At 72.2% G+C, this 20,748-nt stretch carries 22 protein-coding genes and 1 pseudogene; 11 read left to right on the top strand and 12 right to left on the bottom strand.

Annotation, left to right across the window (positions count from 1 at the left end; all coding sequences use genetic code 11):
- Together I0C86_RS15950 and I0C86_RS15955 are read left to right on the top strand one after the other, a co-directional pair.
- A partial coding sequence (locus I0C86_RS15950) for a sensor histidine kinase (RefSeq protein WP_196202018.1) occupies positions 1-1,903 on the top strand: 1,903 nt, incomplete at its 5' end.
- Positions 1,903-2,562, top strand: a complete 660-nt coding sequence (locus I0C86_RS15955; RefSeq protein WP_230394236.1) for a response regulator — start codon at positions 1,903-1,905, stop codon at positions 2,560-2,562. The genes I0C86_RS15950 and I0C86_RS15955, both read left to right, overlap by 1 nt.
- A gap of 128 nt (positions 2,563-2,690) precedes the next feature.
- Here I0C86_RS15955 and I0C86_RS15960 read toward each other — a convergent pair whose 3' ends face one another.
- From I0C86_RS15960 to I0C86_RS15975, 4 genes are all read right to left on the bottom strand, one after another.
- Positions 2,691-3,362, bottom strand: a complete 672-nt coding sequence (locus I0C86_RS15960) for a lytic polysaccharide monooxygenase auxiliary activity family 9 protein (protein ID WP_323373664.1) — start codon at positions 3,360-3,362, stop codon at positions 2,691-2,693.
- Positions 3,363-3,684: 322 nt separating this feature from the next.
- A complete protein-coding gene (locus I0C86_RS15965; protein WP_196202019.1) occupies positions 3,685-4,125 on the bottom strand; it encodes a cupin domain-containing protein in 441 nt (146 codons plus the stop codon).
- 350 nt (positions 4,126-4,475) lie between these two features.
- On the bottom strand, positions 4,476-5,057 hold the full coding sequence (locus I0C86_RS15970; RefSeq protein ID WP_196202020.1) for a hypothetical protein: 582 nt from the start codon (positions 5,055-5,057) through the stop codon (positions 4,476-4,478).
- 308 nt (positions 5,058-5,365) lie between these two features.
- Positions 5,366-5,791, bottom strand: coding sequence for a hypothetical protein (locus tag I0C86_RS15975; protein ID WP_196202021.1), 426 nt, complete (start codon positions 5,789-5,791; stop codon positions 5,366-5,368).
- 243 nt (positions 5,792-6,034) lie between these two features.
- On the opposite strand from I0C86_RS15975, the gene I0C86_RS15980 reads away from it, so the two are divergent.
- The gene (locus I0C86_RS15980) at positions 6,035-6,613 is read left to right on the top strand and encodes an HhH-GPD-type base excision DNA repair protein (RefSeq protein WP_196202022.1); all 579 of its coding nucleotides are present in this window, start codon (positions 6,035-6,037) and stop codon (positions 6,611-6,613) included.
- A 123-nt stretch (positions 6,614-6,736) separates the two neighbouring features.
- Complete coding sequence (locus I0C86_RS15985) at positions 6,737-8,062, top strand: low temperature requirement protein A (RefSeq protein WP_230394237.1); 1,326 nt, start codon at positions 6,737-6,739, stop codon at positions 8,060-8,062.
- 76 nt (positions 8,063-8,138) lie between these two features.
- Here I0C86_RS15985 and I0C86_RS15990 read toward each other — a convergent pair whose 3' ends face one another.
- Positions 8,139-8,450: a hypothetical protein gene (locus I0C86_RS15990; protein ID WP_196202041.1), complete on the bottom strand. Its 312-nt coding sequence runs from the start codon at positions 8,448-8,450 to the stop codon at positions 8,139-8,141.
- An 83-nt stretch (positions 8,451-8,533) separates the two neighbouring features.
- On the bottom strand, positions 8,534-8,821 hold the full coding sequence (locus tag I0C86_RS15995) for a hypothetical protein (protein WP_323373665.1): 288 nt from the start codon (positions 8,819-8,821) through the stop codon (positions 8,534-8,536).
- A 138-nt stretch (positions 8,822-8,959) separates the two neighbouring features.
- Here I0C86_RS15995 and I0C86_RS16000 point away from each other — a divergent pair, with 138 nt between their 5' ends.
- On the top strand, positions 8,960-9,319 hold the full coding sequence (locus tag I0C86_RS16000) for a DUF3099 domain-containing protein (RefSeq protein ID WP_196202023.1): 360 nt from the start codon (positions 8,960-8,962) through the stop codon (positions 9,317-9,319).
- A gap of 149 nt (positions 9,320-9,468) precedes the next feature.
- Here I0C86_RS16000 and I0C86_RS16005 read toward each other — a convergent pair whose 3' ends face one another.
- Positions 9,469-10,410 (bottom strand): carbohydrate kinase family protein, encoded by a 942-nt coding sequence (locus I0C86_RS16005; protein WP_196202024.1) that lies wholly within the window; start codon positions 10,408-10,410, stop codon positions 9,469-9,471.
- A 74-nt stretch (positions 10,411-10,484) separates the two neighbouring features.
- Positions 10,485-11,405: pseudogene (locus tag I0C86_RS16010) on the bottom strand (pseudouridine-5'-phosphate glycosidase); the annotation flags it as partial.
- A 107-nt stretch (positions 11,406-11,512) separates the two neighbouring features.
- On the opposite strand from I0C86_RS16010, the gene I0C86_RS16015 reads away from it, so the two are divergent.
- From I0C86_RS16015 to I0C86_RS16025, 3 genes are all read left to right on the top strand, one after another.
- Positions 11,513-11,731, top strand: a complete 219-nt coding sequence (locus I0C86_RS16015; protein ID WP_121159119.1) for a DUF3039 domain-containing protein — start codon at positions 11,513-11,515, stop codon at positions 11,729-11,731.
- Between the two features lie 40 nt (positions 11,732-11,771).
- The gene (locus tag I0C86_RS16020) at positions 11,772-12,434 is read left to right on the top strand and encodes a trimeric intracellular cation channel family protein (protein ID WP_196202026.1); all 663 of its coding nucleotides are present in this window, start codon (positions 11,772-11,774) and stop codon (positions 12,432-12,434) included.
- 195 nt (positions 12,435-12,629) lie between these two features.
- Positions 12,630-14,351 (top strand): DEAD/DEAH box helicase, encoded by a 1,722-nt coding sequence (locus I0C86_RS16025; RefSeq protein WP_196202027.1) that lies wholly within the window; start codon positions 12,630-12,632, stop codon positions 14,349-14,351.
- A gap of 226 nt (positions 14,352-14,577) precedes the next feature.
- Here I0C86_RS16025 and I0C86_RS16030 read toward each other — a convergent pair whose 3' ends face one another.
- Together I0C86_RS16030 and I0C86_RS16035 are read right to left on the bottom strand one after the other, a co-directional pair.
- On the bottom strand, positions 14,578-14,811 hold the full coding sequence (locus I0C86_RS16030) for a DUF7455 domain-containing protein (protein WP_184533193.1): 234 nt from the start codon (positions 14,809-14,811) through the stop codon (positions 14,578-14,580).
- A 245-nt stretch (positions 14,812-15,056) separates the two neighbouring features.
- Positions 15,057-16,700 carry an RNA polymerase sigma factor gene (locus tag I0C86_RS16035; RefSeq protein WP_196202028.1) on the bottom strand — a complete coding sequence of 548 codons (1,644 nt, stop codon included), beginning with the start codon at positions 16,698-16,700 and terminating at the stop codon, positions 15,057-15,059.
- A gap of 287 nt (positions 16,701-16,987) precedes the next feature.
- Here I0C86_RS16035 and I0C86_RS16040 point away from each other — a divergent pair, with 287 nt between their 5' ends.
- Positions 16,988-17,812: an inositol monophosphatase family protein gene (locus tag I0C86_RS16040; RefSeq protein ID WP_196202029.1), complete on the top strand. Its 825-nt coding sequence runs from the start codon at positions 16,988-16,990 to the stop codon at positions 17,810-17,812.
- A 104-nt stretch (positions 17,813-17,916) separates the two neighbouring features.
- On the opposite strand, the gene I0C86_RS16045 is transcribed toward I0C86_RS16040, so the two are convergent.
- A complete protein-coding gene (locus I0C86_RS16045; protein WP_196202030.1) occupies positions 17,917-18,456 on the bottom strand; it encodes a LytR C-terminal domain-containing protein in 540 nt (179 codons plus the stop codon).
- Between the two features lie 424 nt (positions 18,457-18,880).
- On the opposite strand from I0C86_RS16045, the gene I0C86_RS16050 reads away from it, so the two are divergent.
- Together I0C86_RS16050 and I0C86_RS16055 are read left to right on the top strand one after the other, a co-directional pair.
- A complete protein-coding gene (locus I0C86_RS16050) occupies positions 18,881-19,177 on the top strand; it encodes a DUF4193 domain-containing protein (protein WP_101370510.1) in 297 nt (98 codons plus the stop codon).
- Between the two features lie 198 nt (positions 19,178-19,375).
- Complete coding sequence (locus I0C86_RS16055; protein ID WP_230394241.1) at positions 19,376-20,206, top strand: hypothetical protein; 831 nt, start codon at positions 19,376-19,378, stop codon at positions 20,204-20,206.
- Between the two features lie 46 nt (positions 20,207-20,252).
- Here I0C86_RS16055 and I0C86_RS16060 read toward each other — a convergent pair whose 3' ends face one another.
- Positions 20,253-20,744: a DUF3093 domain-containing protein gene (locus I0C86_RS16060; RefSeq protein ID WP_196202031.1), complete on the bottom strand. Its 492-nt coding sequence runs from the start codon at positions 20,742-20,744 to the stop codon at positions 20,253-20,255.
- Between the last annotated feature and the right edge of the window lie 4 nt (positions 20,745-20,748).

Raw genomic sequence — 20,748 nt, forward strand, 5'->3', positions numbered from 1 at the left:
CGTCAGCGCCCACCACCTGACCGCGATCGTGGTGACGGCGGGAGCGGCGCTCCGGCTCGTCGACCGTCGTCCGGAACTCGTCGCGGAGGCGGTCGCATTCTCGGCGCGTACCGGCCGGGAGACGCTTACCGCGTTGCACCGGTTGGTGGCGGTGATCCGCAGCGCCGAGCAGCAGGACCGCCGGCCGCTGGAGGTACGGCTCGCGGAACTCGCCGACGGCTTCCGGCGGTTGGGACAACCGGTTCGGGTCGAGCCGGATCCGAACCGGGCAGGACAGCCGGAGCTTCCTCCGGCGATCGCCGAGGTGGTGTACGGGATCGCCCGGGAGGCGCTCACCAACGCCCTGCGGCACGCGCCGGGTTCCGCCGTCCAGTTGCGGATCGTCCGCCATCCGGGATCGGTGGAGATCGTGGTGGACGACGAGGGTGGCGGCGTAGCGGGGAAGGCGGCGGAACTCGGCTCGGGGCGGGGCGTACCGGGGATGCGGGACCGGGCCACCGGAGTGGGCGGGACGTTCACCGCCGGGCCGGAATCGACCGGGTGGCGGGTCCGGGCCATCCTTCCGCTGACCAACCCGACCGGGGCGACCGGTCGACCCCGGTGGCGTCGCCCGAGCTGGTCGGACGCGGTGGACGGCCTGGTCATGGTGGGCGTGCTGGCGATCGGGGTCTCTCCGGTGCTGCCGATCGACGGGTTCGCCGGGGTCGGATCCGGCTCCGCCGCGCTGCTGGTGGGGCTGGTGATGGCGGCGCACGCCGTACCGCTGCTGTGGCGGCGTCGCCGGCCCTGGACGGCGCTGGCCGGGGTGCTGGGCACCGCCGCGTTGTGGCCGGTGGCCGTCGTCCTCGTGCCGTTGCCGGGGCAGTCGGCCGAGCTGCTGGTGGCCGGGGTGATCGCCGAGTTCGTCGTGGTCTACGCGGTCGCCGGGCACGCCCGCCCGGCCCCGAACACGCTACTGGCGGTGCCGATCACGGCGCTGACCCTCGCCGCCGCGTTGACGGCGTCGGCCGTGGTCGACGGTTCCATGGCCGGACAGCCGGTCCAGCCCGACACCGCGCTGACCCCGGAACTCGGTCTTCTGTTCATCCTGCTGTTCGTGCTTCCCGGATGGCTGGCCATTACGGGCCTGTTGACGTTTCCGCTCGGCGCGGTCTGGCTGCTCGGAACCGTGCTCCGGCGGCGCCGGGCCAGAGTCCTGGCCCGGGAGGCGGACGCGGTCGCCCGGACGACCGCAGAGGCGGTCGAGGAGGCCCGGCTGGAACGGGCCCGGATCGCCGCAGGTCTCCGCGCCGCCGTCCTGGACCGGGCGGGACAGGTGGTGACGGCGGCCGACGAGGGCCGGCTGGACGTGGTGCTGGAGCAGGCCCGGTCCACCCTCACCGCGATGCGCGGCCTGCTCGACACCTTGCGCGCGGACACCGGAGCGGAGCGGCGGGCCCCGCAGCCGACCGTCGGGGCGATCGCGCGGTTCTGCGCGGATCAGCGAACGGCCGGGCGGCTTGTCGAGGCGTCGGTGCCGGTCGCGCCGGGACCCCTGCCGGCGGATGTGGACGTGTCCGCGTACCGGGTCGTCGAACTCGCACTGGCCGCCGGGGACCCCGGTCCGATCGCCGTCGATCTCCGGTACGGTGACGGCGGCCTGCGGATCGTGGTGGCCGGCGTGCCGTCCGCCACCGACCCGGTGATCGTGGCGGGGTTGCGTGCCCGGGTGGGCGCGCTCGGCGGCACGGTGACTGTGGACGTACCGGCCGGGCGGCTCGACGTGTGGCTGCCGACGCCCGCCCCGGTACCGCCGGATTCGGCCGGTCCTGCCGGGGATTCGGCAGGACCCGTCGGGGATTCGGCGGATCCCGGCCGGGTGTCGATCGGGAACGAGGAGGTGGCGACATCGTCGTCCGGGTAATGGTGGTGGACGACCAGCCCGTGGTCCGGGCCGGGTTCGCCGCGATCGTCGATGCCGAGCCCGACCTGGTGGTGGTCGCGGAGGCCGGCGACGGCGCGGATGCGTTGCGCCGGGCCGGGGAGAACCGGCCGGACGTCGTACTGATGGACATCCGGATGCCCGGGATGGACGGGCTCGCCGCGACCCGGGAACTCACCGCCGCCGTAGACGGCCCCCGGGTGCTGGTGCTCACCACCTTCGACCTCGACGCGTACGTCTTCGAGGCGCTCCAGGTCGGTGCCTCCGGATTCCTGCTCAAGGACGCCCAGCCCGCCGACCTGCTGGCGGCGATCCGGGTGGTCGCAGCGGGGGAGGGGATGCTCGCACCGGCGGTGACCCGACGGCTGATCGACTCCTTCGCCGCCGGCCGGCTGGTGGTCCCGCCTCCGGCGGGCGGCACGGTGTCCGGCCTCACCGGCCGGGAGCGGGAGGTGTTCGAGCGGGTCGCCGCCGGCCTCTCCAACGCGGAGATCGGCGCGGAGTTGGGCGTCGCCACCGGCACCGTGAAGGCGCACGTCAACGCACTGCTGGCCAAGCTCGGGGTGCGGGACCGGGTGCAGGCGACGATTCTGGCGTACGACCTGGGGCTGGCCCGGCCGCGTTCGCGCAGATCGGAGTAGCCGGTCGGGGTGGCCGGCCGTTCTCGACGGGATACCACTGGGGCTGTCCGTGGTATCCCGTCGAGACCGTTCCGGTTCGCCGCGCGGGGGCGGGCCGGGCGACGTGGCTGCGACGGCGGGCCCGCCGACTAGAAGGTCACGTCCGAGCAGCCGTAGAAGGTCTCCTGGCTGTCGGAGCGGGTCCACACGGAGTAGATGATGTGGTGGCCGCTCTTGCCGGAGGGCAGTCTTCCGCTCCAGTAGTAGTGCCCGCCCTGGCTGCCCGCGCCGCCGCTCTGCGGCGGGTTGGTGACCGAGGAGAACGGCGTCGACTCGATGTCGTTCCAGGTCAGCGGGCTGGTCGGGCTCCAGCCGTTCCGGGTGACGTACAGGTCGAACCGGCCCGGGTGGGCGGCCCAGTTGCTGTACCGGAACTGGACCGTCGCGCCGGAGCTGACCCGGACCTTCGGGAAGTCGCTCCGGGGCAGGTCCCAACCGCGGAAGGTGGAGTTGCCGCCGCTGCACAGTTGGCCGTCCGGGACGAAGCCCCGGGTCCGGCCCGCGCCGTCGGAGCGGAGCACGCTGAACCAGTTGTAGAGCGGGCTGACCCCACTGATGTTGGCCGCGGCGACGCAGCCGGCGTTCTTGTTGACGATGTTGCCCTGCGGGGTCAGACCATCCTGGTAGCACGCGTAGGTGCGGCTGGCCGGCACCATCAACGCACCGTGAGCGGACGCCGCGTTCGGCGAGATCACGGTCAGGAGCCCGGCGGTCAGTACGGCGGCGACGCCGACGACCGTCAGTTTGCGCAGCAGTTTCACGAGATGGATCCCTTCTGTTCGACCGCGGCCGGATGCGTTGTCGGGCGGCGCGGTCGGGTGGGCACCGGAGGGGGCGTCTGCCGTGGGTGTGCGTCTGTCGCGCCCGGTCACCGGCGTCGGAATCAGGCTCGGTCCCGCTTCCCGCAGTGCGGTTGCCCCCGTACTGCGGCGATATGAACCATTGCAGCACGGGTGGGCGAGGTAATCAATAGGTACCTATCGATACGGTACTGGCCGGAAACGCCCGGCATGCCGGAACGCTGTCCGCCGGCGCCGCCCACGCGGTCGGCCATTCGTCGGGTCGGCCCGGTGGGCGTCCCGGTCAGGCCAGCTGGAAGTCGGCGAAGTCGAAGCCGGGCGCTACCACGCAGCTGACCAGGACCGGCTGGTCACCGGCGGGCTCTGCGGCCTGCCAGACGCCGCCCGGGACGACCGCCTGCGGATGCTCCCCGGCGGCCACGTCGGGGCCGAGCCGGATCTCCGTCGGCTCGGCACCGGGCACCTCGGCCGAGCCGGCGAGCCACAGCCGGAGCGGGCCGCCCGAGTGCCACAGCCACAGCTCCGTGGAGCGCACCACGTGCCAGCGGGAACGCTCGCCCGGCTGGAGCAGGAAGTAGATCGCGGTCGCCGCATGGCGTGGCCCGGCGTACCCGTCGGGGGTGAAGGTGTGCGGCGACCGCCAGGTCTCCCGGAACCAGCCGCCCTCGGGATGCGGAGCCAGGTCGAGCCGCTCGGCCAGGTCGGGTCGGCTCGGCGTCGTCACGGCTTGACCTCCACTCGGGTACGGCCGGCGGCCGGTCGACTCCTCGGCCCGCCCACCTCGTCCGTCCGAAGCGTATCGAAACCGGCACGCCCCAACGAAACCGTCCACGGCAGGTCACCGCCGGCTGAGCCGGCCGGGCCACCATCACCCGGCCGGGCCACCATCACCCGGCCGGGCCACCATCACCCGGCCGGGCCACCATCACCCGGCCGGGCCACCATCACCCGGCGGCGCCACCATCACCCGGCCGCGCCGCCCGGACCGACCATCCGGCCACTGAGGGCCGGACGGCCGGTCCGCGCCGAGGTGGCCGCCGGCTCCGGATGGGTGGGCCTGGTCGGAGTCCCCGCTCAGAGTCCGGCGGCGGCGTCGTAGCGGCGGCGAAGGTCGGCCATCTCCGACTCGGACAGTGCCTCCTTCTCCGCCTGCCCCTCGTAGGGGTCGGGGAACATCTCGCGGAGCCGGTCGATGAACCTCGTGTCCTCCGTCGCCTCGACGACCTGGATGCCCGGCGGTTCGGTGGACATGTCCATGATCAATGGGCCGACCAGCTTGACCGCCCAGTCCCACGGCGTGTCCGGCTCGGCGATGCCGCAGAGGTGGAAGCCGTAGACCAGGTCCACGTCGGCCAGCGCGGTGACGTCGGTCGGCTCGAAGCCGTAGACGTGCACCCCACAGACCACCGCCGCCTTCTTGCCGCTCTCCGAACTGGTCTGTGCGGTGTGGCCCTGATGCTGGTGCTGCGCCGGATCGGCCGTTTCGAGCACCGTCCGCATCCGGGTCATGATCTGGCCCTTCAGGTCCGCCGGGCCAGCCTCCGTACCAGCCGAGTTGACCAGGACGACCGCGGTGGCCGACGCCGCCAACAGGATGACCGCCACCCACACGAAACGGTTGCGGTACCACCCCGCGAAACTGTCACGGGTAAACATGATCGTGTATCACCTCGTCGCCGGTTGATGCGTTGGCAGATCCCGGTTGGACACGTCGGGCCAGGGGCGCCTACGCGTCCGGTGCTGTGAACTCGCGTGGCTGGCCCCGCGGTGAGCGACATCGATGCTCGCCCGCACGGTGGTCGTCCAGTGGTCGGCTGCTCCGGTGATGGCCGTTCCCAGTGTGGTTGCCCCCGCACTGCGGCGATATGAACCATTCCAGCACGCCCCGCCCCACTCCGGCAACATCGACGACCTTCATCGGCGCGCCGACATCGTGCCGGGGGCCGTCGCCTGGCCGGGCCGGGTCAGGCGGTGGACGTCGGGTCCGCCGGTGGGCGTCGGTCCGGGACCAGGGCCTGGGCCGCGGCCGCCACGAACAGCAGCGCCGGCGGCAGGAATGCGACGCCGATGCCGCCGAGCGCCAGCAGCAGGCCCCAACCGCCGATCACCGCTCCGGCGACGAGGTCGACGAACCCGGCCCGCCCGGGAAGTCGCTGGGCCAGCAGCGGCAGGGCGGCGGCGATCACGGGTACGCCGAGCAGATAGGACGCTGCCGCCCCGGCGTCCTCGATGGTGAACGGAGCGAGGGTGGCGGCCACCAGCGCGGTGATTCCCAGCCCGGACCAGCGGACGAACCGTTGCCCGTCGGCGGGTTTCCGGATCGCCACCAGTACGCCGACCGCCAGCACGGCGACCAGGGCACCCAGCGTGGCGACGAGGATTACGGTCATGACCACTCCAGTCTGTCGGGAGCATGGAGTCCGCCACGGGGATCGCCCGGCCGGTCCACCGGCACCTGCACACGTCCACCCCGCTACCGCCTGTCCGGTCAGATTACCGTCGATCGGATGACTTTCGCTCCCCGCCGGACAGGACACCGCGGCTCCGCGTACCTTGCCGGCCGGCCGCCTCAGCGGGAATCGGGCCGGCGGGGGCGGTCCGCTGATCATCGGGTGAGCAGGCAAGATGGGCGCATGACGCTCTCGCTGCCCATCGCCGCCGAAGCCAACGAACTGCTCCGGCGCGACCCGCTGGCGCTGCTGATCGGCATGGTCCTGGACCAGCAGGTCAGCATGGAGAAGGCCTTCGCCGGCCCGTACGAGTTGGTGAAGCGGCTCGGTCACGAGCCGGACGCGGCCGAGTTGGCCGACTACGACCCGGAGGCGTTGACGGCGATCTTCGCCGAGCGCCCCGCCCTGCACCGGTTTCCCAAGGCCATGGCGGCCCGGGTGCAGGAGGTCTGCCGGACCCTCGTCGAGCGGTACGACGGCGACCCGAGCCGGCTGTGGTCCGAGGCCGAGGACGGCCGGGAACTGCTGAAGCGGATCACCGGGCTGCCGGGGTTCGGCAAGCAGAAGGGGCAGATCTTCCTTGCCCTGCTCGGCAAGCGGTTCGGTGTCCAGCCGCCCGGCTGGCGCGAGGCGGCCGGCGGTTACGGCATCGACGGCGCGCACCACTCGGTCGCGGACGTGGTCGACGACACCTCGCTGGCGAAGGTACGGGAGCACAAGCAGCAGATGAAGGCGGCCGCCAAGTCCGGCGCGGCGGGCTGACCCGCTCGACCTGACCGTCCCGGCGGACGAGCCGTACCCGCGACCGGTGCGCCGCCGCGCTCCGGCCATCCGGGTTCGGGTTCGGATCTGGTCAAGGCAGCGCCCCGGACCGGCGCTGGTTCGTTGAGTGTTGAGATCGTCGACATCCGGGGGGCGCTGTGGTCGTTCTGGCGGCGCCCGCTGGCGTACGCCCGGCCGGGATGTCGGCGGGCCGGGCCCGGCTGGCGACCGATGGGTGAGACGCGTCCGAACCTGATCCTGCGCAGCGAGGCCAGTTCGCAGCGGGCGACCTTTCTGGAACTCTTCCTGGACCTGGTCTTCGTCTTCGCGCTCACCCGGGTCTCCCAGCGACTCATCAACGACTTCACCACGGACCAGCGGATCCTGCTCGCCGAGGCCGGGCAGACCCTGGTGCTCTTCCTCGCGCTCTGGCTGATCTGGGCGTCGACGGCGTGGATAACCAGCACGCTGGAGCCCGAGGCGCTGCCGGTGCAGGTCGTGGTGGTGATGACCGTCGTCGGCAGCATGGTGATGGCCGTGGCGCTGCCGAAGGGGTTCGCCGAGCGTGGCCTCGTCTTCGCCGTCGCCTACGTCACGGTACAGATCGGCCGTAGCCTGTTCTTCCTGGTCGCGACGCGCGGGCGCCCGATCCCGAAGGACCCGGCGGCGGTGCTGCGGGTGCTGTTCTGGGCCGGGCTGACCGCGGTGCCGTGGATCGTCGGCGGAGTGGTCGGCGAGGGGTCGGTCCGGGGGGTGCTGTGGAGTCTCGCCGTGACGGTGGACTATATCGCCCTGGCGCTGGGCTGGCCGACGCCCTGGCTGGGCCGGGCGCGACATGCCGACGAGCCCATTGCCGGGGAGCATCTCGCCGAGCGCTACCAGCAGTTCCTGCTGATCGCGCTCGGCGAGTCGATCTTCGTCATCGGGATCACCTTCAGCGGCGGCGGCGGAGCCTTCCACCTCGACCGGACCGCCGGGTTCGGGCTGGCGCTGCTGACCACCGTGCTGCTCTGGCGGATCTACTTCTACCGGGCCGGGCACGTACTGCCCGACGCCATCACCCAGGCCCGGGATCCGGCCCGGCTCGGCCTGTCCGCCGCGTACACCCACCTGATCATGATCGCCGGCATCGTGCTCACCGGGGTGGGGTACGAGCTGTTCATCACCCATCCGCTCGGGCCCAAGCCGTCGGCCTGGCTCTTCGCCATTCTCGGCGGCCCCGCGCTGTTCCTGGCCGGGCGGATGGGTTTCGAGTTCCAGGTGTTCGGTCGGGTGTCCCGGTCGCGGGTGGCCGGCCTCGTGCTGCTGGGCGCGGCGGTACCGCCGATGCTGGATCTGCCGGCGCTGGCCGTCGCCGGCACCGCCGCCGGGCTACTGGTCGGGGTCGCGCTGTCGGACCTGTGGCGCTCGCAGGGCCGGGCCCCGGAGCCGGCGGCGCCGCCGATCTGACCGCCGCTGTCGGCCACCGAATCCCGCGAACGGGGCCGGTCCAGCCAATGGGGTCGGGTTCGGGGGGCGGTCGCGCTCAGGCGGCGGTCGGGTGGGCGAGCGAGGCCAGCGCCCGGCGTACGTCGGCCAGCGACACGGTCGCCGAGTCGTCCAGATCGGCGAGCCCTGCCTCGATCCACTGCCGCATCAGGGTGGTGACCCCGATTCCCCGGGCATCGGCGGCGGAGCGTACCCGTTCGTAGGTGTCCAGCGGCAGCCGTACGGACCGGCTGACCATGGGCACGTCGGTGTCCGGGATGGGCAGCTCGACCGGCTGCGCATCGTCGATCAGATCCGCGAGCTGGTCGTCTCCGGAGTGGAACCGCTTCGTCGCGTCGTGTCGGTTCATCGTCACCGCCTCCTCCTCGTCTCCGTGGTCGATCTCGGGACCGGTTTCCGCGTCCTGGTGCGCGCCGCCGGCCCGGGGGCGGCTCATCGCCGTCGCCCCTGGACCGCCTCCTCGTAACGCTTGGACTCGGCGTCGGTCAGGTCGCGCGCGGAGAGGATGTCCCAGTCGTTGTCAACTTGATCGGCCTCGGCGAGCAGGATGGCCAGCCGTCGCCCGCGTCGTGCGGTCGCGTACACGATCATCACGTCGTCGCCGAGGTGTCGGATGACCCGTCGTGCGCTGTGCAGCGCCTCCCACACCTCGCCGGGAGTGACGTCGTGGACCCTCAGGTTGCCCAGTGCCTCGTCGGTGAAGCTGAACCTGCTGCCCACGCGGGGAGCGTACCACGCACGTAACACGACGAGCAGCGGAAGCTGGCCGGGGGCGACCCGCGCCAAGGTGCGAGGATGGGAGCGGCGTCCCGGAACGGGGAAGTCCGGCGACGATGGGCCAGATCCGGATGGAGGGCCATGGTGAAGCGTCAGGCGTACCAGCCGATCTTGATCACCGACGCCTCGCACAGCCAGGACGACCAGTTACGCAGTCGCCAACGGCGGTACATCGTGATGATGTCCATCCGGGCGCTCTGCGTCGTCCTCGGTGCCATCCTGGTCGGCGCCAAGGCGCCACTTCTCTGGCTCTGGTTGCCGCTCTGCGCGGTCGGCATGGTCCTGATCCCGTGGCTGGCGGTACTGCTCGCCAACGACCGGCCCCCCAAGGAGAAGCACCGGATCGGCGCCCGGTTGCGCCGCTCGCACATCGACCACACCCCGCCGCGCGCCCTGGTGGCCGAGGAGAAGCCCCACCGGGTCATCGACGTCGAGCCGTGAGCCGGGTGGATTCCGCACGAGCGGCCGCGTCGGCGGACCACCAGGAGCGTCGGCGTGCCGTACTGGTGGAGACGTTCGACCGGCTGATCGAGGCGTCCCGGCGCGAGACCGTACACGCCCTCTGACCGGCCAGCGCACCGCCCGACCGGTCAGTGACCGGTTCCGGACCGGCCTCGTCGTCCGGCCTCGTCGGGCACTGGCCGGGCACCGAGGGTGGCCACCGCCTCCGCGCCACATTCCGCCGCCCGGTCCAGCGCCTCGGCCGGGCCCGCCCCGGCGACCCAGGCCGCCAGCAGACCGGCCGCGAACGCGTCCCCCGCGCCGGTGACGTCCCGGACCGGCACCCGGTGGGCGGCCGCCTCGACCACCCCGCCGTCCGGGCCGGCCCAGACCGCGCCGTCGGCGCCGTTCTTCACCACCGCATGCCGGGTTCCACCGGCCAGGGCGCGGGCCCGGTCGGCCGGAGATCCTGGACCGGCCAGCACCGCCGCCTCGTCCGCGTTGGCGAGCAGCAGGTCGGCATCCCGTACCCAGGCCAGGAACGCCGCCGGGCCGACCCGGCGTAGCGGCTCGGCGGAGGCCGCGTCGACGCTGGTGGTCAGCCCGCGTTCGCGCGCGGCGGCCAACGCCCGCCGGCCGGCCTCCCGCGACCCGGCGTCCAACAGGGTGTACGCGGACAGGTGCAGATGCGCCGCGTCGGATGTCTCCGCCAGCGCGGCCGCGACGTCGTCCGGGGCCAGCCGGAGGTTCGCCCCCCGCTGCGTGATCATGGTCCGTTCACCGTTGCCGGCGAGCACTATCACCGTGCCGGTCGGAGTGTCCGGGTACCGGCGTACCGCGCAGCGCACACCCAGCCCGGTCAGTTCGTCGAGCCGGGACCGGCCGGCGTCGTCGGCGCCGACCGCACCGACCAGGGTCACCGGGTGTTCCCGCCAGGCCAGCCAGGCTGCGGTGTTGGCGGCCTGCCCGCCCCCGGTGACCCGGATCCCGGCCGGGGTGTCCGAGCCGGGCGCCAGTGGGCCGGAGAGCATCGCGACGACGTCGGTGACGATGTCGCCGACCACGACGATCCGGGTTGGCGCCGAAGTCATCCCCGCTCGGCAGCGGCAGTGGTTCCGGCGGCAGTGGTTCCGGCGGCAGTGGTTGCAGGGGCCGTGGTTGCAGGGGCCGTGGTTGCGGCGGCGGCGACGGCGATCTGTGCCGCCAGCGCCGCGTTCCGCAGGATGATCCGGACGTTCACCGCCAGACTCGCGCCCTCGGTGGCGGAGTGGAAGTAGGCCAGCAGGAACGGAGTGACCGCCTTGCCGGTGACCCCGTCGAGGGTCAGCCGGGCCAGCCCGTCGGCCAGGGTCCGGTCGTGCAACTCCGGATCGAGCTGCTCGTCCACCGGCAGCGGGTTGGCCACGATCACGGCGCTCGGCTGGACCCGGTGCGCGGCCCGGGCCGCCAGTACGGCGGCGGCCTGCTCCGGTGACTCGACCGACCAGTCGAGATCGAAACCGCCGTCGGTGATGAAGAAGCCCGGGAACCGGCGGCTGCGGTAGCCGACCACCGTCACGCCCAGGGTCTCCAGCCGCTCCAGGGTCGCACCGACATCCAGGATCGACTTGACGCCGGCACAGACCACCGTGATCGGAGTCCGGGCCAGGGTGACCAGGTCGGCCGACTCGTCGAAGGTCTGCGCCGCCTCCCGGTGCACCCCGCCGAGCCCGCCGGTGGCGAAGACCCCGATTCCGGCCGCGGCGGCGACCGCGCTGGTGGCGGCCACCGTCGTCGCGCCGTCGGCGCCGGTCGCGGCGGCCACCGCCAGGTCGCGTACGGAGAGCTTGGCCACCCCGTCGGTACTGGCCAGCCGGGTCAACTGGGCGTCGTCGAGGCCCACCACCAGCTCGCCGCCCACCATGCCGATGGTCGCCGGCACCGCCCCGTTCGCCCGGACCGCCGTTTCGATCTCGCGGGCCACCCGCAGGTTGTCCGGGCGGGGCAGGCCGTGCGAGACGATGGTGCTCTCACAGGCGACGACGGGAAGTCCGGCGCGCAGTGCCTCGGCCACCTCGGCGCCGTACCGGATCTGAAAATCGGTCACGGCTGACCACCGTACGGGTCCGGCCGGCGGGGTGTTCCGGTGGACCGTTCGGCAGTGACCTGCCAGACTTGACCGTTGGCGGGGTCACCTAGGGAGGAATTACTGCCGTGAGCACAGAGGTTCTCGAGCGTCCGGAACTGAAGGATGCGGACACCGGGCCGGAGATGTTCCACTACGTCCGGAAAGAAAAGATCGCCGAGAGCGCGGTCATGGGGACCTTCGTGATCGCACTCTGCGGCGAGACGTTTCCGGTCACCAAGGCGGCCAAGCCGGGTTCGCCGGTCTGTCCCCGCTGCAAGGAGATCTACGACTCCATGCGTGACTGAGCCGGTGCGGCGGGTCCCGCCGGCCGCGTAACATCCTGCGGTGACCGCCGGTGCCGCACTGCTCCTCGCCGACCTGACCGGCGTGGCGATCTTCGCCGCCTCCGGCGCGTCCGCCGCGGTGGCGAAGCGGCTCGACCTGTTCGGCGTCGTCTTCGTCGGGTTCGTCGCCGCCCTCGGCGGTGGGATCTTCCGTGATCTGGTGGTCGACGAGGCACCGCCGCTGGCCTTCGCCGACTGGCGGTACGCGGCGACCGCTGCGGTCACCGCGGTGGCGGTCTTCTGGCTGCATCCCCAGCTCGCCCGGCTGCGTACCGCCGTGCTGGTCCTCGACGCGGCCGGGCTCGGCCTGTTCACCGTCACCGGTACGCTCACCGCGCTGCGCGCCGGCATGCCGCCGGTCGGCGCCTGTGTGATCGGCATGCTCACCGGAATCGGCGGCGGGCTCGGCCGGGACCTGCTCACCGGGGAGATCCCGGTGGTGCTGCGGCGCGAGATATACGCGGTGGCGGCGCTGGCCGGCGCGGTCGCCGTGGTCGGCCTGGACCGTGCCGGGCTGGCCGGCCCGGGGCCGCTGACCGTCGCCGCGCTGTTCGTCTTCGTGGTCCGGCTGGTGGCGTTGCGCCGGCGGTGGTCCGCGCCGGTCGCGGCCGAACGGCCGGCCCGCGAACCGATGCCCGACCGGTCGGGCCCGGACGAGGCGTGACCGGCGCGGCGGGCGTGACCGCTGCGGCCGGGGATGAGGGTGAGGCCAGATGTGACGGCTGCGGCGCCGGTGTCGGCTGGGTCCGCCGGGGCCGGCTGGTTATGCTGACATGGCCTTCGCGCCAGCTCGACTCGATCCGGCCGCGAAGGCGTTTTCATGTGGTCGGATACGTGCCGTCGGAGGGGAGTGTTCTGCGTGGGAGCCCGGCCGCCGGCCATCGAATCGTTCCCGTCGCTGCGGGCGTGGCAGCGTAAGGCTCTGGTCGAATACCTACGGCGCCGGTCCGACGACTTCCTGGCGGTCGCGACGCCCGGTGCCGGAAAGACGACGTTCGCGCTGCGGATCGCCGCCGAACTGCTGGCCGACGGTACCGTCGAGGCGGTCACCGTCGTCGCTCCGACCGAGCACCTGAAGACCCAGTGGTCCGTCGCCGCGGCCCGGGTCGGCATCCAGCTCGATGCCGCCTTCCGGAACGCCGACCTGCACTCGTCGACCGACTTCCACGGTGCGGTCGTCACCTACGCCCAGGTCGGAGTCGCGCCACAGGTGCACCGGCGCCGGACCATGACCCGGCGCACGCTCGTGATCCTGGACGAGATCCACCACGCCGGGGACTCCCGCTCCTGGGGCGACGGGGTGAAGGCGGCCTTCGAGCCCGCCGTACGCCGGCTGATGCTGACCGGTACGCCGTTCCGGTCCGACGACAATCCGATCCCCTTCGTGGTGTACGAGCGGGGCGGTGACGGCCTCCAACGGTCCCGCGCCGACTCCGTCTACGGCTACTCCGACGCGCTGGGCGAGGGCGTGGTCCGGCCGGTGATCTTCCTGGCCTACTCGGGGGAGACCCGGTGGCGCACCAGCGCCGGAGACGAACTGGCCGCCCGGCTGGGTGAGCCGATGACCCAGGATCTCGTCGCCCAGGCCTGGCGTACCGCCCTCGATCCGGCCGGCGACTGGATGCCGCAGGTGCTGCGGGCCGCCGACGCGCGGTTGCAGGTGCTCCGGGCGGGTGGGATGTCCGACGCCGCCGGCCTGGTCATCGCCAGCGACCAGCAGGCCGCCCGGGCGTACGCGCGACTGATCGAGCGGGTGACCGGCGAGCGGGCGGTGGTGGTGCTCTCCGATGATCAGGGTGCCTCGGCCCGGATCGCGGCATTCGCCGGATCGGACCAGCGCTGGATGGTCGCGGTGCGGATGGTGTCCGAGGGCGTCGACATTCCCCGGCTGGCGGTCGGCGTCTACGCGACGAGCGCCTCCACCCCGCTGTACTTCGCCCAGGCGATCGGCCGCTTCGTCCGGGCCCGGCGGCCGGGGGAGACCGCCTCGGTCTTCCTGCCGAGCGTGCCGCACCTGCTCGGGCTGGCCAGCGAGATGGAGGCCGAGCGGGACCACGTGCTCGGCGCGCCGAAGCGGGGCGACGGGCTGGACGACGAGCTGCTGGAGCGCGCCCAGCGGTCCGAGCAGGCCAGCGGGGAGCTGGAAAAGCGGTTCGAGGCGTTGTCCGCGACCGCCGAGCTGGACCAGGTGATCTTCGACGGTGCCTCCTTCGGCACTGCCGCCCAGGCCGGTACGCCGGAAGAGGAGGAGTATCTCGGCCTGCCGGGCCTGCTCACCGCCGACCAGGTCTCGGTGCTGCTGAACAAGCGTCAGGCCGAACAGCTGGCCGCCCAGCGGCGGCGGAAGACCGATGAGCCGGTGCCGGCACCCCGGGCCGCCAGCGCGCCGCTCAGCGCGGCGGAACGTCGGGTCTCGTTGCGCCGCCAGCTCAACGCGCTGGTGGCGGCGCACCATCATCGTACGGGGCTGCCGCACGGCAAGATCCATGCGGAGTTGCGTCGCCGGTGCGGTGGTCCACCCAGTGCACAGGCCACGATCGAGCAGCTCGAGGAGCGGATCGCCACCGTGCAGACGCTGTGACGGACGGCCCGTCCGAGGGCCGAACGGCACATCGGGTGGGCCGGCGGAACGGCGCGACCGTACGGCGCACGGCGGAATGACCAGGACGGCCGGGGCCGACGGTGCACCCCTGCCGGTGGAGCCCGTACGGGACCCACCCGACGCACCCGCTCCGGTACGCCGATCCGGAATAGGCGGCCGGAGGTGTCCTTTCGGAGCACCTCCGGCCGGCTATGTCCTGTCTTGGTCAGTTCGCCATCAAATCGGCGCCACGCCAGCTAAATTCCGGGTCAGCCGCGTACCGCACCGTGATCTTCACGAGATCCTCGGCGTACTTGTTCGCGTGATGGCCACAGAACACCAGTTCGCTCCCACCCGCGAGGGTGATCCGGAGCTTGCCGGCTGCGTTACAGCGGTCGCACCGTTCATCGGCGGCTGGGGGAGCCACCGTCTCGGGCGGCGGCGTGAGGGTCGGGGTCATCGCCTGTCCTCCTGCGGTCGTCACCGATGAACTCTCTCTTCGGTCATTGCTCACCTATCGTGCAACACCCTTGTGGGGCGTGGCCTTCCCAGTGTGCCCCCGGGGGACCGATGTCACACGTGGTAGAGACAGTGTGCCGTGCCACCAGGGTGCCACGTCAACGATCACACGTGGGGAACCGACCGATCACCATGCACCGTTGTACGTCTGGTGATGGGACCGACACGACCGGTTGACTTTTTTGATCAGTCAAGATAGTCCCGAAGGACCTGAGAACGGGACGGATGGCGCAGCTTCGACATGGTCTTGGATTCGATCTGCCGGATCCGCTCGCGGGTGACGCCGTACACCTGACCGATCTCGTCCAACGTCCGCGGCTGTCCGTCGGTGAGCCCGAAGCGCAGCCGTACCACGCCCGCTTCCCGCTCGGAGAGCGTCTGGAGCACCTGCTGGAGCTGGTCCTGCAGCAGCGAGAAGGAGACCGCGTCGACCGCGACGACCGCCTCGGAGTCCTCGATGAAGTCGCCGAGCTGGCTGTCGCCCTCGTCGCCGATGGTCTGATCGAGCGAGATCGGCTCCCGGGCGTACTGCTGGATCTCCAGTACCTTCTCGGGTGTGATGTCCATCTCCTTCGCCAGCTCCTCGGGCGTGGGCTCGCGGCCCAGGTCCTGAAGCAGCTCGCGCTGGATCCGGCCAAGCTTGTTGATCACTTCGACCATGTGCACCGGGATACGGATGGTGCGGGCCTGGTCGGCCATGGCGCGGGTGATGGCCTGGCGGATCCACCAGGTGGCGTAGGTGGAGAACTTGTAGCCCTTGGTGTAGTCGAACTTCTCGACCGCGCGGATCAGGCCGAGGTTGCCCTCCTGGATCAGGTCCAGGAACGCCATGCCCCGCCCGGTGTACCGCTTGGCCAGCGAGACCACCAGCCGCAGGTTCGCCTCCAGCAGGTGGTTCTTCGCCCGCTCGCCGTCCCGGGAGATCCAGCTGAGGTCGCGCACCATCTCCCGGATGAGCTTCTCCTCGCCCTCCTCGGCGGCGCGCAGCCGCTCGGCGGCGTAGAGGCCGGCCTCGATCCGCTTGGCCAGCTCGACCTCCTGCTCGGCGTTGAGCAGCGGAACCTTGCCGATCTGCTTGAGGTACGCCCGGACCGAGTCCGCCGAGGCGGTCAGCTCGGCGTCCCGGCGCGCCTGCTTCAGCGCCTCGGACTCCTCGTCGTCCCACTCGAAGTCGTTGTCGGTCGCCGCCTCGGCCGCGTCGGCCTCGGCCGCCTTGGTCAGCTCGACCGGCTCCTCGACCACCACGTCCTCGATCTCGGCGGCGAGCGCCTCCGGATCGATGTCCGAGTCACCGGGCACGTCCGGGTCGCCGGGTTTGCCGGTGGCGCCCTTGGCGCCCTTGGCCGGTCCGGCGGCCGCGCCGGGCTTAGCGGTACGGCCGGCCTTCGCTGGGCCCCTGGCGGCCGTCTCAGTGCCCTTTGCGGCCACCTTGGCGCCGGGGGAGGCGGGAGTGCCGTCGGCGGCGAGCGTGGGCTTGCGAGGTGCGGCCTTCCGCGGTCCGACCGCCTCGTCGGCGGCGGGCGCCTGTTTCGGCGCGGGCGGAGCCGGCTTCTTGGTCGCCTTGGCGGTGGTGGCCCGGGATGCGGGGGTGGCGGACCGGGCGGCGGCGACCCGGCGGCGGGTGCTCGCGGAGCCGTCGACCACAACGGTCACCCCGGCGTCCGAGAGCGCACGCAGGATCTTCTTGGCCTGGGCCGGAGTCACCTCGGCAGTCTCGACAGTGCGCGCCAACTCGGCCGACGTGAGCTGGCCGCCGGCGTTCTGCGCGTGGGCGATCAGGGTGTCGGTGAGCGAGCGTACGTCGGCGCCGATGTGGCGGGGTTCTGTCACGAATGACCTTCCGGAGGCGATGAGCGGGCACGGCCGGGGTCGGCCGGCGCAGCGCGATGCGTCGTGCCGGGCCGATGTGGTTGAGGAACCCCCGTGTCCCGGGCCGGCCGGTGCTCGGCGGTCCGTGGCGCGTGGGCAGGGGTGAATTGTAACGCCGTCTGCGGCGATCATCCCGCGCCGCACGCCGGAGACCGGTCCGGGGCTGCCGACTCGATGCGCGTGTGGACTTTGTAAGGATGATACTCGCGCCGGGCACGGGACGTCACAGGCGTGCGGAAGGGGACGTCATGGACGGCACGAGACCGGCTCGGCACGAACTACTGGAGATCGCGGTCGAGGTGGCGCGGCAGGCGGCCGAGACCGCCCGACGGATGCGCGCGGACGGGGTGTCCGGGGTCAGCACCAAGAGCACGGCGACCGACGTGGTCACCGCGGCCGACCGCGCGGTCGAGCGCGAGGCGGTCGCGACCCTGCGGGCGGCGCGGCCCGGAGACGCCGTCCTGGGCGAGGAGTACGGCGGCGCCGACGGCACCGGGCCGGACGGTGCCGCCGGCGTGCGGTGGATCCTGGATCCGATCGACGGCACCGTGAACTACCTGTACGGGCTGCCGCACTACGCCGTGTCGCTGGCGGCCGAGGTCGACGGCGAGGTCGTCGCCGGAGTGGTCCGCAACGCGGTCACCGGCGACGAGTGGACGGCGATCCGGGGCGGCGGTGCCCACCGGGCCGGCGAACGGCTGCGGTCCTCGACCGAGACGGACCTCGGCAAGGCGCTGGTGGCCACCGGCTTCGGCTACGACCCGGCGCGCCGGGCCCACCAGGCCGGCGTGCTGACCGGACTGATCCCGTACGTGCGGGACATCCGGCGGTTCGGCGTCGCGTCGATCGACCTGTGCCTGGCCGCCGAGGGATCGGTCGACGTGTACTACGAGAAGGGCCTCAACCTCTGGGACCACGCGGCCGGCGCTCTGATCGCAATCGAGTCCGGGCTCCTGGTCGACGGGTTGGCCGGCGCCGGTCCCGGGCCGGACCTGGTCATCGCCGCGCCGCCGGCGTTGTTCGGCCCGCTGCACGACCACCTGGCCCGGCTCGACGCCGCGGGCGGACCGTAGCTCCCCGGCGCAGGGCGGGGGAGCCTTCGGTCCTCGCCCGGCCCGGCGGACGGCCGAACCGTAGCCCGACCGGACCCGACGAGGTCAGCTCAGGTCAGGTCGGCTCAGGTCAGCTTCGGGTCGGCGCAGGTCTGCGGCGGCAACTGCGGCCCGCCGCCGCCCTGGGCCAGTGCCTGGCTCACCTCGGTGATGGTGGCCAACTGCTTGAAGTCGGAGCCGATCACCACGTCCACCACGTCGGTGTCGCGTTCCAGATCGAACTCCCGGGTCGCCTCGTTGAGGAAGTACGCCTTCAGTACGTGGTAGGAGCCGACCCCCTTCGGCCCGTACCGCAGCACGGCGACGCCGTCGACGCCCTTGTTCTTCGGCTCGTCGCCCGCCTTGAGGACCTGGAACTTCCGGTTCTGGAAGTCCTCCTTCACGTCCTTGGCGAGTCCCGTGGTCGAGGTCGCGTTGAAGACGTTGATTTTGATGTCCTGCGGCAGCCGCAACCGCGCGTCGGCCAGCTTGTAGCCGGGCGGGCACGCCTCGGCGGTGTCCTTGCCCGCCTGAGTGTCCCGGACCAGGGTGACGGCGACGAACACCAGGGCGATTGCCGCGAGCACGCCGACGACGATGAGGGCTCGGACGCGCGCGAAACTCATCTGGTTGGCTCCCCGAGGTTTGTCTGTGACGGATGCCGGCCGCCGGTGCGAGCCGGCCGCCGTTGGCTACCGAGTATGCCGGTGCCACCAGCCGTTGTCCGACCGGGTGGGGAAACCGCCGAATTTGTCGGCGCGCCGACACCGATCGGCCGACCACTACCCCTATCTTCGTGTCGCCTGAGTCACATTGGGAACAACTCCGGGCGCTCGGACGTACATGCATGCCGCAGGGACGGTATACATGCCTCGCCCGAAGGGGGGTAAGGTACCCCGCTCGCCGGGGGAGTTCCGCCCGGCGGCCGCGACCCGGAGAACGTGTGCCGGGTCGGGCGACCGGAAGTGAAGGCCGGCCAGCGGGAACCGAAACAGCGTCCTCCGGCGTTACAACCGGAAGCGACTATATCGATATGGGAGAGTGAGACCGATGGCCACCGACTACGACGCCCCGCGTCGCGACGAGGTCGACCTCGGCGAGGACAGCCTGGAAGAGCTCAAGGCCCGGCGGGTCGACTCACAGTCGGCCGCAGTGGACGTCGACGAGGCCGAGGTCGCCGAGAGCTTCGAGTTGCCCGGTGCCGACCTGGCCGACGAAGAGCTCACCGTGAAGGTGCTGCCGATGCAGTCGGACGAGTTCCGCTGCGCGCGCTGCTTCCTCGTACACCACCGCAGCCAGCTCGCGGTGGAGCGCAACGGTGACCTGATCTGCCGCGAGTGCGCCTGACCTTCCCTGGAACGGGAAGTGGTTCCCCGGCCAGGGGAGCCGGTCTTCGTCGACCGGTTCGGGTTCTCCGGGGCCGGGGAGCGGCGACCTCCACGGCTGGAGGTCGCCGCGGGTGATTCGGCATGCGCGGTGGTGGGTACCTGCTTGACTCGATCCGCGTGGCTCGACGCCTAACCGACCGCCACGCGCCTGGAGGTCATGATGAGCCGTTCCGACCAGACGCCGGATGCTCCGACGCCGGCATCCACCGCGACCGGTGGGGCAGCGGCCCCGACGCCGGGCTCGGAACTGGTTCCCCAGGACGGGGAACTCGGCGAGACGGTTGCCGCGCTCACCGACGACGACCTCGGCCAGAAAAGCCGGCGGCGGCTGTTGGGCCGGCTCGTCGGTCAGGTGCGGGCCCGTGGCACCAGCAGCCTCTTCAAACCGAAGGCGGCGGTCCGCTGGCTGACCGACACGGTAGCGGAGATCGCGCCGCACGTACCGATCCGTGATCGGGAGACGCTGCGCCGGCACTTCGACGGGCTGGACGGTGACGCGCTCGCCGAACGGCTGGTCCGCAACGCGGTCCGGGCCACGGCCGGGGTGGGCGCCGCCGGTGGCGGTGTGGCGGCGGTGGAGTGGGCGGTCACCCCGACCCTGCTCTCGGCGCCGGTCCTGCTGGCCGCCGAGACCGTCGCCGTGGTCGCCATCGAGCTGAAGCTGATCGGCGAACTGCACGAGGCGTACGGCGTCCAGGTGCCGGGCACGGCCGGGCAGCGCGCGATGGTGCTGCTCCGGTCCTGGACCGCCCAGCGCGGGGTCAACCCGCTCGTGCCCGGAGTGGGTGTGGGCGCGGTGCTCGGCACGGCGGCCCGCAAGGAACTGCGGGACCGGCTGCTACGACGCTTCGGACGCAACCTGACCACGCTCGGCCCGTTCCTCACCGGAGCCGCCGTGGCGGGTTTCCTGAACGGCCGGGCCACCCGTGGACTCGGCAACCGGATCCGGGAGGACCTGCGACCGCCGCGCCCGGCGATCGGCGACTGAGCACCCCGGGGAGTGCGACTCGGGCCGGCCGGCGACGGCGCGCGGCTCAGGCCGAGTCGCGGGCGGCGAGGATCGCCTCGGCCAGGCGCACTGGGTGGCGGGAGCTGACCACCCAGTAGGGGGTGGGATCGGCCGGGTCGGCCAGGACCACCTGCACCGCCCCGGGCACCCAGGGGCGCTGCACCACGAAGGCCAGCGGATCCGCGCCCACGCCGAGCACCTCGCGCCGGCCGGCCACGTCCAGGGGGATCGCGTCGGCGACGAACCCCACCGGCAGCCGGGCGTCGTCGACCAGAAGTTCCCCGTCCCGGACCGCGACCCGGATCCGACCGAGCCAACCGAGCCCCACGGCGGTCAGCGGAAACAGGACCACGAACGGCAACCAGGCCCGGACGCCGGTCGATCCCAGCCAGAGTTCGGCGGCCAGCAGCCCGGCCACGGCGGCACCGGCCAACCAGAGCCACCACGGCAGGCTCAGCCGTTCGGCGTACCCGGCACGGACCGGGGCGACGGCGGGATCGGAAGTTCTCGGAGCCACGGTG

It is taken from the genome of Plantactinospora alkalitolerans, assembly GCF_015690345.1.
GTDB classification, from domain to species: Bacteria; Actinomycetota; Actinomycetes; order Mycobacteriales; family Micromonosporaceae; genus Plantactinospora; species Plantactinospora alkalitolerans.

Excerpts from the sequence above, each read along its gene's own strand:
- I0C86_RS16055 (WP_230394241.1), top strand. The coding sequence starts at position 19,376 with ATGATGAGCCGTTCCGACCAGACGCCGGATGCTCCGACGCCGGCATCC.
- I0C86_RS15990 (WP_196202041.1), bottom strand. The coding sequence starts at position 8,450 with ATGAACCGACACGACGCGACGAAGCGGTTCCACTCCGGAGACGACCAG.
- I0C86_RS15970 (WP_196202020.1), bottom strand. The coding sequence starts at position 5,057 with ATGTTTACCCGTGACAGTTTCGCGGGGTGGTACCGCAACCGTTTCGTG.
- I0C86_RS16030 (WP_184533193.1), bottom strand. The coding sequence starts at position 14,811 with ATGACCCCGACCCTCACGCCGCCGCCCGAGACGGTGGCTCCCCCAGCC.
- I0C86_RS15955 (WP_230394236.1), top strand. The coding sequence starts at position 1,903 with ATGGTGGTGGACGACCAGCCCGTGGTCCGGGCCGGGTTCGCCGCGATC.
- I0C86_RS16050 (WP_101370510.1), top strand. The coding sequence starts at position 18,881 with ATGGCCACCGACTACGACGCCCCGCGTCGCGACGAGGTCGACCTCGGC.
- I0C86_RS16005 (WP_196202024.1), bottom strand. The coding sequence starts at position 10,410 with ATGACTTCGGCGCCAACCCGGATCGTCGTGGTCGGCGACATCGTCACC.
- I0C86_RS15975 (WP_196202021.1), bottom strand. The coding sequence starts at position 5,791 with ATGACCGTAATCCTCGTCGCCACGCTGGGTGCCCTGGTCGCCGTGCTG.
- I0C86_RS16045 (WP_196202030.1), bottom strand. The coding sequence starts at position 18,456 with ATGAGTTTCGCGCGCGTCCGAGCCCTCATCGTCGTCGGCGTGCTCGCG.
- I0C86_RS16000 (WP_196202023.1), top strand. The coding sequence starts at position 8,960 with ATGGTGAAGCGTCAGGCGTACCAGCCGATCTTGATCACCGACGCCTCG.
- I0C86_RS16040 (WP_196202029.1), top strand. The coding sequence starts at position 16,988 with ATGGACGGCACGAGACCGGCTCGGCACGAACTACTGGAGATCGCGGTC.
- I0C86_RS15980 (WP_196202022.1), top strand. The coding sequence starts at position 6,035 with ATGACGCTCTCGCTGCCCATCGCCGCCGAAGCCAACGAACTGCTCCGG.